Here is a 10,771-nt window from a genome sequence, read left to right on the forward strand (position 1 = left end):
TCGACAATTAAACTATAATAGGAATATCAGTGATAATCAGGTTTCGTATGTCAAGAATAAAAATAGTAATAACTATTTATTTATCAGGAGGATATTTTCTCCATAGTGGACTTTTTTTTACAAAAATAAAAAATAGTTTTGCTCTTATTCTTTTTAGAAAAATAGGTCATCCTAGTTTTATGAGCAAGAGGGTTGATGCATTATGAGAAAATATCATGCACCCAATAGCTTATTACCCTTTTATTTAGCAGAACAAAGCCAAACTAATAATTCTAATAATCGCTATAATTTATGTTTTTCGTATCATTTAACGAGTGAATGCCAAGTCAGTTTATTGATTGAAATGCTGCAAAAGCTAATCAAATTGCAGGCGCATTTAAGGCAAACGTTTACACTTGAGGGAGAAACCGTAGTTGCCCGGATCCATAGTGATTTGCCCGCAAACATTCATTTTTTTTCATCAACAGTCACTGAACTTGATAAACTTGAAAAATCATTGACCAATGAACCGCATGACTTCGAAAAATATTCAGCAATTCGCTTGAACCTAATCAAAATAAACGAGGATGAGAGTTACCTTGCTCTTTTTAACATTCACCATATTCTTATGGATGGATTTAGCCTTGAACAATTTATTAACGATTTAAATCAATTAATCGCAGGTCGAAGTATAGCTTGCGAAAATGCAGAAGCTTACTTATCACGGGTAAAAAATGAGTTGTCTTTGCGAAAGGATATTACTCATCCTGATTTAGAATCCTACATCCAGGAGGTGGACGATATAGCTAATAACATGGACTATCAGCATTCTAATATAAAGTCTGAGCTTTTATATTTTACTGAAGCTCTACCGCAAGATGTAAAGCAAAAATTAATGAATGCAAATAGGAACTATAGTCTTAGTTTTTTCAATTTGATGTTGTTAGCCTGGAGTACTTTTATAGCTAAGCTTAGCAATCAAAAAAACAGCTTAGTGAATTATCCAGTTAATATTCGAAATGATAAATCCATACCAGGTTGTTTTATCAATTTAATTGTTTTGCCGTTGAGACTTGATCCTCAAGTGACTTATTCATCCTTAATTAAAGGATTAAGAGACAAACTGGCCTTTTACAAACTGCTTTCCCAAGTTGAGCTAAGAAACCGATTTCAATTTGCTCCTATCTCAAGTTTTGCCTGTTCGAATTTTGCTAAACCAGAGAATCTCTTCATTGATAATAAATCTTTCCAAAGTAAAAGCTATCCTCAAATTGCAAATTCAAATTTGAGTGTCAAATACAAGGAAGAGGGAGACTCATTAATATTCAGTCTGGATATTTTTTCAGATTTATTCCCAGACTATGTCTCATCATCCCTTCTTCCTCGCTTTTTTAATTACTGTAATAAATTACTCGATAATCCAGAGCTTCCCTTAATAACTTTTGATTTAACTTTTGAACGGGAAAAGAAGTTGATTTTGTCTGATTTTAATCAGACCTTGCAAATTTTTCCTCAAGGAAAAACGCTGCCTGAGCTCTTCGAAGAGCAGGTCGAAAAGAGGCCTGAAAGAACGGCTTTGGTGTTTGAAGGAATTAAGCTCAGCTATAAAGAACTTAATCAAAAAGCCAATCAGCTAGCTCATTACTTAACTGATCATTACCATGTCAAACCGGATGATTTAGTTGCCTTATTATTGGAAAGAAATGAATACACGCTAATAGCCATCTTGGCTGTTTTAAAAACTGGCGGAGCCTATGTACCGCTCGATTTAAGCTACCCTACTGAACGTATCGAATATATCCTTGACGATACAGAAGTTAAAATGGTTCTAACCAATGAAATACATCGCGATAAATTAGCACCGCTTTTAGATTTTCGCGATTATAAACTTCAATCAGCGCCGAGCCGAATCGATATTATCGCGATTGATAGCCAAAAAATTCAGCAAGAGCTTCGTGAATTCGATGTAACCAATGTCATTTCCGCCGATACAAGCGCCAACCTTGCCTATGTTATTTACACCAGCGGTACGACGGGTAATCCTAAAGGGGTAATGATCGAACATAAAAATGTCATTAATACGCTTCACGCCTTGGATAAAGTATATAAGAAAGATTCTGATGAGCCGTTAAAAATAACAGCGTTCACAAGTTATGCCTTTGATGTCTCTGTTTCGGAATTTTTTGTACCGCTCTTGCGTGGCGATGAATTACATCTTTTGAGTAGTACCTTAAGGAGAGATATTCTAGCAACAAGTAAATACATTTACGATAATCAAATAAATTACGTGTATTTACCTCCTGTCTTATTGGCCAATTTACCACGCATTAAGTACCCTAGTTTACAAGCAATTATTTACGCAGGAGAGCCTTGCGATAAGGAAACTGCTCATTATTGGTCAAATAAAATCAGATTATTTAATTATTATGGCCCTACTGAAACCTCAATCTATGCCACAGGAAAGCAGATAGAAATCGATGAAGTTCATTTAATCGGGAAACCGATAGCTAACACGACAGCCTATGTGTTAAATGCCGAAAACCAAACTCTTCCTGTTGGTATTGTCGGTGAGTTATATATAGGAGGACAGGGACTTGCGAAGGGTTATCTAAATCATCGAGAGTTAACTGCAGAACGGTTCATTACTAATCCATTCCAGACTGATGAGGAAAAAATTCAAGGTCTCAATAGCCGTCTCTATAAAACAGGTGATTTGGTTCGTTGGACTCCAGAAGGTCATTTGGAATACTTGGGACGCAATGATTTCCAAGTTAAGATAAGAGGGTATCGCATTGAACTGGGTGAAATTGAAAATGCGTTACTCAGTTATCCTGATCTAAGCCAAGCAGTGGTCCTTGTAAAAAATCTTGTTACACCCGAAGATCCCTCATCTAACCATAAGATTTTAGTCGCCTATTATGTGGCTAATGAAAAAATAAATCAGCAGAACCTAGAGGCACATCTTGCTCTTCATTTACCAGATTATATGCATCCTAATGCCTTAGTGCACTTAACTCAATTACCAGTTACAGCCAATGGCAAGTTAGATAGAAATGCGCTACCGATGCCTGAGTTAATGATAGCCAATAATTATATTCCTCCAACCAATGATAAAGAAAAGAGCGTTTGCGAATCTTTTGCAAAAGTGCTGGGTTTAGTCAAAGTAGGTATAGAGGATGATTTTTTTAAGATTGGCGGCAATTCTATTATGGCCATCAGTCTTGTTGCCAAATTACAAGTCAATTTTAATGTCAATGTAATGGATATCTTTAATTTAAAAACGCCCAAAAAAATTGCCAAGAACATTCCTTTTATTAAAGATAACTTAAAACATCATTTAGAAAAAATTAGAGCGGATTATCGGTCAAAAACGCCAATCATAGACAATGAAACCCTTTTTCAAAAAAAATTAGACGGCTATTTTGAAAGCATACACCAAATTGAGCCTCCCTTTTTTAAAACCCCCATCAGTCATGTGCTACTAACAGGTGCTACGGGATTCTTGGGGGCTAATCTGCTGCATACTTTATTAATGACAACCGATTACAGCCTTTTTTTGTTAATCCGAGCTGCTTCCGATGAAGAAGCTTTTGAGCGGGTCAATAAAAAATATGAGTATTATTTTGACAGTAGTTTACATCAATTTCGTAATAAACGCCTTTTTGTCTACGCAGGCGACATTGAGAAAAAAGACCTTGGGATTTCAAAAGAAATCTACCAGACACTCGTGACTCAGGTCGATAGTATCATTCATTCAGCAGCACTTACGAAGCATTATGGGGAATACGACAAGTTTTACCTTGCGAATGTTCAAGCCACAAGTCATCTTTTAGAGCTCTCTAAGTTAACTCAACAGAAATATTTTCACTATATTTCGACTACATCAGTCTTAAATGAAGGATATGTTCCTAACTGTGACCATTATGTTTTTACTGAAGAGGATGACGGTGACAATTTGGAAGATCGCACAAATATCTATGTCAAAACCAAATATGAAGGCGAAAAAATTGTTATTAAATATAGGAAACACGGCGTCATTGGTAACATTTATCGAGTAGGTAATTTGGCATTTATGTTGTCAAATCAAAAGGCGCAAGAAAATAGTAATGAAAATGGTTTTTTTACCCGACTCTGTTGTTTAATTGATTTAAAAATGATTTCTCCTGAAATTGGAATTGAAGAAATCTCGCCTGTTGATTTAACGGCACAAGCAATAGTAAAACTATTTGATCATGCAGGGCTTAACAATAATACATTTCATGTATTTAACCCGATACCCTGCAACTTGAGTGAAATTCTATCCCAGGAGGATAGCTTTAATGTAAAGCAAGTGCCCATTGAGCAATTTATTACGATGATTATTAATCACTTAAATAATCCTGACTATCACCAATCCATCGAACTTTTTTTACTCCACCGACGTTGGTTAAATGAACAACATGCCTATTCAACCTCTTTTCGAATATTACAAGATAAAACACAGGCGATTTTAAAAAAATTAGGCTTTGAATGGCCGAAGCTTACCCATGATGCAGTAAGTAACTATTTAATGAAGGAAATACATCGTGCAAAAGAAAGCAAGGATTCTTGAGCTCCTTAAAATAGTTGCTCCTATTCTTCCGGCCCCCATTTATTGGGAAGATGTAAATAGTGTGCTTTTAGGAGGAAACGAAGCTGTTTTTGCGGCGACCGGAGCCATGTTGGCAGAAGCCTATGTCGGAAAAACACTTTTCGAATTGTATCCTGCGGATATGGCAGCTCACATCAAACATCACAATGAGGAAGTGATGCGAACCGGAAAAGTGCTTGCCCAAGAAGAAGCCATACGAGATATTGCCACAGGTGAGTTGAAATATTTTACCGCGATTAAAGCCCCTTTACGTGATGACAGTGGAAATATAATTGGTATTGTGGGTACATCGATTGATATCACTGAGCAAAAAAAATTACTCGATGATTTAAAACGTGCCAAAGAAAATGCCGAATCGGCTAACCATGCTAAAACTGAATTCATTGCCAATATGAGTCATGACATTCGCACCCCCCTGAGCGGAATAATTGGTATGTCTCGCTTTTTGGAAGAGAAATCAGCTGATCCAGAAGAGAAGCAATATGCCTTGTGGGTGAATGAAAGTGGTGAGCAATTACTAAAATTGCTTAATGGTGTTCTTGATGTTATCTCAGCGGCCCATCTGTCTGAGGAGGATATTGTTGCTGACTGTTTTAATATTCGTCAAAGTGTGGAAGATATAGTCCATCTCGAAAGACCCACCATTCATGAAAAAAACCTAGAATTTAAAGTCGATATCGACAAAAGAATTCCGGAATTTATTATTTGTGATCGCTTTAAATTAAATCGCATTTTACTTAATTTAGTAGGTAATGCGATAAAATTCACTCAAAAGGGTTTTATTAAGCTGTCGATTAAGCAAATAAGCCAAGCTGAAAAATCGGTAAACTTAAAATTTAGCGTGAAAGATACGGGGCCTGGAATTCCAGCTTCCTTACAATCTAAAGTCTTTGAGCAATTTTATCGTATTAGCCCCTCTTATAAAGGTGATCACCACGGTCACGGTATTGGTCTTCATATTGCCGAGAAATATGTGACCTTGCTAGGTGGACAAATTCAATTAGAAAGTATTGAAGGAGAAGGAACAACCTTCTTTTTTACTATTCCTTTAATGATTGGGGAGAAGAAAGATGCCAGGAAGGATAATCTTTCAACAGCCCTATCCCAAAAGGAAAAAAGATTGCCTCAAGGGAGTTCTAAGCCTCATACCAAGAAAGAGTTACCTTCGATTCCTTTGGATTCCTCAGTCACTCTCTTATTAGTTGAGGATAACGAAATTGCTTTAAGAATGATTGAAATGAGTGCTGAAAAAAGTGGTTGCCATTATGTTTCAGCAAGCAATGGAGAGGAAGCTCTTGAATTAGCTAAATCTAAAAATTTCGATTTAATTGTTACCGATATAGGATTACCGGGACTTTCAGGTAACGAATTAACTCGGAAAATTCGCAAGTGGGAAAAAAGTTTAAATAAATCACCTATTCCCATCATTGGTTTAACTGCACATGGCTTAACTGAAGCAGAAAATGAATCCCTTAACGCAGGAATGAATCAAGTTCTCTCTAAACCTATCAAATTACCTATGCTGCAATCTGTCCTTTTGCAATTTCTACCTGAGCTGTTTAGTAAATCTCCTGCAATGGAATCTGAAAAAACCTCTTTGGGTAAAGATTTACCCGCTACAACAGAGAAATTATTTGTATTGGATCCCTACCCTTTGCTAGATACTAAAGAGGGTATTTCTAATCTGGGCAATGAAACGATTTTAAAGGAATTACTTGAAACAATGATTTCAGAAGAAATACCTCCTACATTAAAGCGCTTAGAAGAAGCCTATACTACGTCCGATTGGGCATTGATTGAAAAATTGGCTCATCATTTTAAAAGTAGTGCTCTTTATTGCGGAACAATTAGGTTAAAATACGCTTGCCAGTACATTGAGCGATATTACAAGGCCGGACATAGGGAGTTATTGGATAGACTTTATCACCAACTCATTCAAGTCATTCGTGAAACCGAGGAACATATTCGGCACTGGTTACAGCAGAAATCCTAAATTTACTTCTATTTAAAAGTTTCAGCAAGGATACACAAAAGATGAAAAAGACATGGTTTATAACGGGTGCATCACGGGGCATTGGTGCGGAAATTGTAAAAAAATCATTGGATGCTGGGGATAATGTCGTTGCTACTGCCCGTGATTCTGACAAGTTAATAAGCTCGTTTGGGAGTTCTCCTAATTTACTTCCTTTGTCAGTTGATGTGACTAAAGAGGAACAAATTCATTTTGCCGTTGATGCTGCCATCCAACAGTTTGGTCACATCGACATACTTGTCAATAATGCAGGATATGGGCATCTAGGTGTTTTCGAAGAATCTACTTCAGAAGAGGTTCGAGCTGAGTTTGATACCAATGTGTTTGGTCTTATGGATGTAACGAGAGCTGTGATTCCTTTCATGAGAAAACAACGACGGGGACATATTTTAAATATTTCGTCGATTGCAGGTCTTCGAGGTAATTTTGGTGGTGCACTTTATAATTCCAGTAAGTTTGCGGTCGAAGGATTTTCTCAGTCAATTGCCGAGGAACTCGCCCCCTTTGGCATACAAGTCACCTGCATTTCTCCTGGATTTTTTAGAACAGATTTTCTTGATAACCGCTCAGTGAAATATTTAACACGATCTATTAATGATTATGATTGTGTGATGAAGGATTATCACGCTTTTCTAGAGAATCGCTCACATCAACAACTTGGTGATCCACAAAAGCTTGCAGAAGTTATTAGAGAGCTAGTGGAAGTTAAAAATCCTCCCCTGTCTTTTGTAGCAGGATCTGATGCCGTGGAATGCCTTAAAATTACTATTGCCCAAAAGGAATCAGAACTTGAAACCTGGCAAGAATTATCTTTAAAGACCGATGGCATTTGGTAATTGATTCTAGTATTTACCCATTTGTGACAACTCGAGGTATCATTAGTTATCACCTCCCTATTTAAAATAGGTACCATTCCAGAGCTGCGCATTGCTACAGAGAATTGAGACAGGAGACCTCTATCGATTCTTCCTTTGCAGTATAGGAATGATAAAAAAAGGTACTAGCCGCAACACCCAAGCAAGCTGCACCAACAACTGTGAATGTGGTAGCAAGTGGTATTGCGCCTGCCGCAAGCACTGTTATCAATGCGGCTAATCCTAAGGCCAACCCACCAACAGCGGCAGTTGCAGTAAGCGCCTTTAATAAAAATGAATAAGATTCGTCGGTCTGTTTATTGGTAATGCATTTATTGATTATTTTCTCAGATTCGTCGGTCTGTCCATTGGTAATGCATTCATTGATTATCTTCTCTATTTTTTCTTCATAGGCTCGTTTGCCTTTTTCTCCATCCTGAATTCTTGGTAATCGAATACGCTTTATTGCTGCTAAGGCATTTTGGTAAGACAGATTGTTTTTGCCTATAAATTTGTTCACCCTTGCGACTATTTCAGGGGGTAATACCATTCGTTCAAATAAAGGATTGGTTTCTACAGCTGATATAATTCTACTAAGTTGCTTTTCCAATAGGTCAATGAGTTCTTTTTTCGAATAGATTACCACCTTATTCCTTAAGTTCTCTGGTAATAAGGTAATAATCCTGGCTCTTTCTTTTTCGTTAGAACTGTCAATGATTATCATTTCTACTCTTGAGTCAAGAAAGGCATCGGCAGCGATATTGAGGATACTTTCTGGAATAGAGATTTGTTTAAGACCACTACAACCACCAAAGTCTCGGGAACCTATTGAGACCACACCGTGAGGAATATCTATTTGTTTAAGAGCACTACAATTCATAAGCATTCGTTTTAAAGCTAATCCAGGCGTGCCCTCTGACAGTTCTTCGCTCCGAACCACTGGCAGCTTAATACTCTTTAAATTTCTACAGCCGAAAAATACATAGCCACCAATAATGTACGCGCTGTCCGGAATATCAATATGCTCTATACTTTCACAGTCAGCAAATGCCCAGTTTCCTATGGATATTAAATTATTTGAAAGTGTGACTTTTTTCAGCTTTACACAGCCCTCAAAAGCTGCATCACCAATCGTCAGCACATTATCAGGAATATTGATTTCTTGCAGGTCTAAGCAATCAGAAAAGGCATTAGCATCAATTGCGGTTATATCATCGGGGATATCAAAAGAGCCATCCTCTTTGATCTCATGATTTTCAACCTTCTTTAAGATGCGCTCATTGGGACGAGTTAAAATTATCATGGTTTACCGTCTCGATATTAAATACATTTGTGAACCGCGCGTTGCTACAGAGAATTCAGACAGGGGACCTCTATCGATTCTTCCTTTATCTCAACACCGGAATGATAAAAAAAGGTTCCAGCAGCAACGCCTAGACAAGCTGCACCAGCTACTGTCAAAGTTGCCGCAAGCGGTATTGCGCCAGCCACAAGAACTGTTACCAACGCGGCTAGACCTAAGGCCAAACCTCCCACGGCTGCCGTTGCAGTGAGTGCTTTTAAAAAGAAAGAATAAGAATCGGATTCGCTCGGCTCACCATTAACAATGCAGTCATTAACTATCTTCTTTATGGGCTCTCCATTAGCAATGCAGTCATTAACTATCTTCTTTATTTTGTCTTCATAGTCTCGTTTGCCTTTTTCTCCAGCACGAATTCTTGGTAAAGGAACATTCTTTATTGCAGCTAAGGCATTTTGATAACAATCAGCGTTTCGATCTAGAAAGAGGTTGATTTTTACAAGTATTTCGTTGGGTAATTTAGGTAAGCCATTATGGACCAACAGAGGCATAAGAGAGTACAGTGGATTTGCTTGGGGTGCGTTAATGATTCTGCGGAGTTCTTGGTCCAATAGTTCAAGCAGTTCAGTTTTTGAATACATTACCACCTTATCCTTTAAGTCAGTTGGTAATAAGTTAGCAATTCTAACTCTTTCTTCCTCGTTCGAACTATCAATAAATATTGTTTCTACCCCTGAGTTAGGAAATGCATCTGCAGCAATTGTCTCGATACCTTCAGGAAGAGAAATTTGTTTAAGATTAATACAACCATTAAATGCTTGAGAATCTATCGAGCTCACACCCTGAGGAATATCTATTTCTTTAAGAGCAACGCAACTCGTAAATGTAAAACTAGGAATCGAGGTCAATCCCATGGGAAGGTGGATCTTTTCGAGCCTTGGACAGTATCCAAATACTGGCCAACCCTTCGAAAACAATCCCTCAGGAAAAATTACCTCTGTCAGATTTTCGCATCCATCAAATGCTTTAAAACCAAGAAAGTTCAGACTCGCAGGCAGCTTAATGCTTTTTAACTTACATTCCGCGAAAGCGTAAGCATCGATTATAGTCACGCTGTCAGGAATATCTATTTGCTCTATACCACAATTGACAAATGCCGAGGACCCTATGGAAGTTAAGTTATTAGAAAGCCTGACCTTTTTCAGGTTTTTGCAGCCCTGAAATGCTTCTTCACCAATCGTGAGCACATTATCAGGAATAGTGATTTCTTGCAGATCCCGGAGATTCCTAAATGCCTTATCATCAATCGCGGTTATATCATCGGGTATCTCAAAAGAACCCTCGTGGATCTCATTCTTAGAAACCTTTACTAGGATGCGCCCATTTGGACCAATTCTAGTTTGCATTGTTTGTCGCCTCGATAATTCAGTAGTGGGAGTTTGTCCTAACTTGCCGAAATGCAGGAACAGGATTGAGGATTTAGCTTAAAAGAGAGAAATTTTCTACCCTTCAAATGAGGGTTTTTATCACTGATAACGTCAAAATTGAGAAGATCTTAGAGCATACTGACTTCATTGTAAACAAATATCTTAAAAACAAGTTACTTGAAAAGTAAAAAACTATTTTCTTTGTGTCTAGATTTAAATCAAAGATTTCCGACTCCACTAAATGCCGAACTACCGATAGAGATCTGCCCTGCTGGCAAATCATAAAATGCATTTTCAGCAATTGCGGTTATATCATCGGCTATATCAAAAGAACCATCCTCGTTGATTTCATGATTATCAACCTTCTTTAAGATGCGCTCATTGGAACGAGTTAAAATTATCAGGGTTTACCGTCTCGATATTAAATACATTTGTGAGCCGCGCCTTGCTACAGAGAATTCAGACAGGGGACCTCTATCGATTCTTCCTTTGCAATACCGGAATGATAAAAAAAGGTTCCAGCAGCAACGCCTAGACAAGCTGCACCAG

5 protein-coding genes are annotated in these 10,771 nt (G+C 37.7%); 3 read left to right on the forward strand and 2 right to left on the reverse strand.

Annotated features, from left to right (window positions below):
- The first annotated feature begins 202 nt into the window (after positions 1 to 202).
- The 3 genes from Ldro_RS10370 to Ldro_RS10380 are packed head-to-tail and all read left to right on the forward strand — an operon-like array spanning position 203 to position 7,477.
- On the forward strand, positions 203 to 4,570 hold the full coding sequence (locus Ldro_RS10370; protein ID WP_058496350.1) for a non-ribosomal peptide synthetase: 4,368 nt from the start codon (positions 203 to 205) through the stop codon (positions 4,568 to 4,570).
- Positions 4,545 to 6,602 (forward strand): PAS domain-containing hybrid sensor histidine kinase/response regulator, encoded by a 2,058-nt coding sequence (locus Ldro_RS10375; protein WP_058496351.1) that lies wholly within the window; start codon positions 4,545 to 4,547, stop codon positions 6,600 to 6,602. Before Ldro_RS10370 ends, Ldro_RS10375 begins: the two co-directional genes overlap by 26 nt.
- 41 nt (positions 6,603 to 6,643) lie before the next feature.
- On the forward strand, positions 6,644 to 7,477 hold the full coding sequence (locus Ldro_RS10380) for an oxidoreductase (protein ID WP_058496352.1): 834 nt from the start codon (positions 6,644 to 6,646) through the stop codon (positions 7,475 to 7,477).
- Between the two features lie 94 nt (positions 7,478 to 7,571).
- Here Ldro_RS10380 and Ldro_RS10385 read toward each other — a convergent pair whose 3' ends face one another.
- On the reverse strand, positions 7,572 to 8,798 hold the full coding sequence (locus Ldro_RS10385; protein WP_058496353.1) for a leucine-rich repeat domain-containing protein: 1,227 nt from the start codon (positions 8,796 to 8,798) through the stop codon (positions 7,572 to 7,574).
- 44 nt (positions 8,799 to 8,842) lie between these two features.
- Positions 8,843 to 10,201 carry a leucine-rich repeat domain-containing protein gene (locus Ldro_RS10390; RefSeq protein ID WP_058496354.1) on the reverse strand — a complete coding sequence of 453 codons (1,359 nt, stop codon included), beginning with the start codon at positions 10,199 to 10,201 and terminating at the stop codon, positions 8,843 to 8,845.
- Between the last annotated feature and the right edge of the window lie 570 nt (positions 10,202 to 10,771).

Origin of the sequence: Legionella drozanskii LLAP-1, assembly GCF_001467585.1 — a bacterium.
GTDB classification, from domain to species: domain Bacteria; phylum Pseudomonadota; class Gammaproteobacteria; order Legionellales; family Legionellaceae; genus Tatlockia; species Tatlockia drozanskii.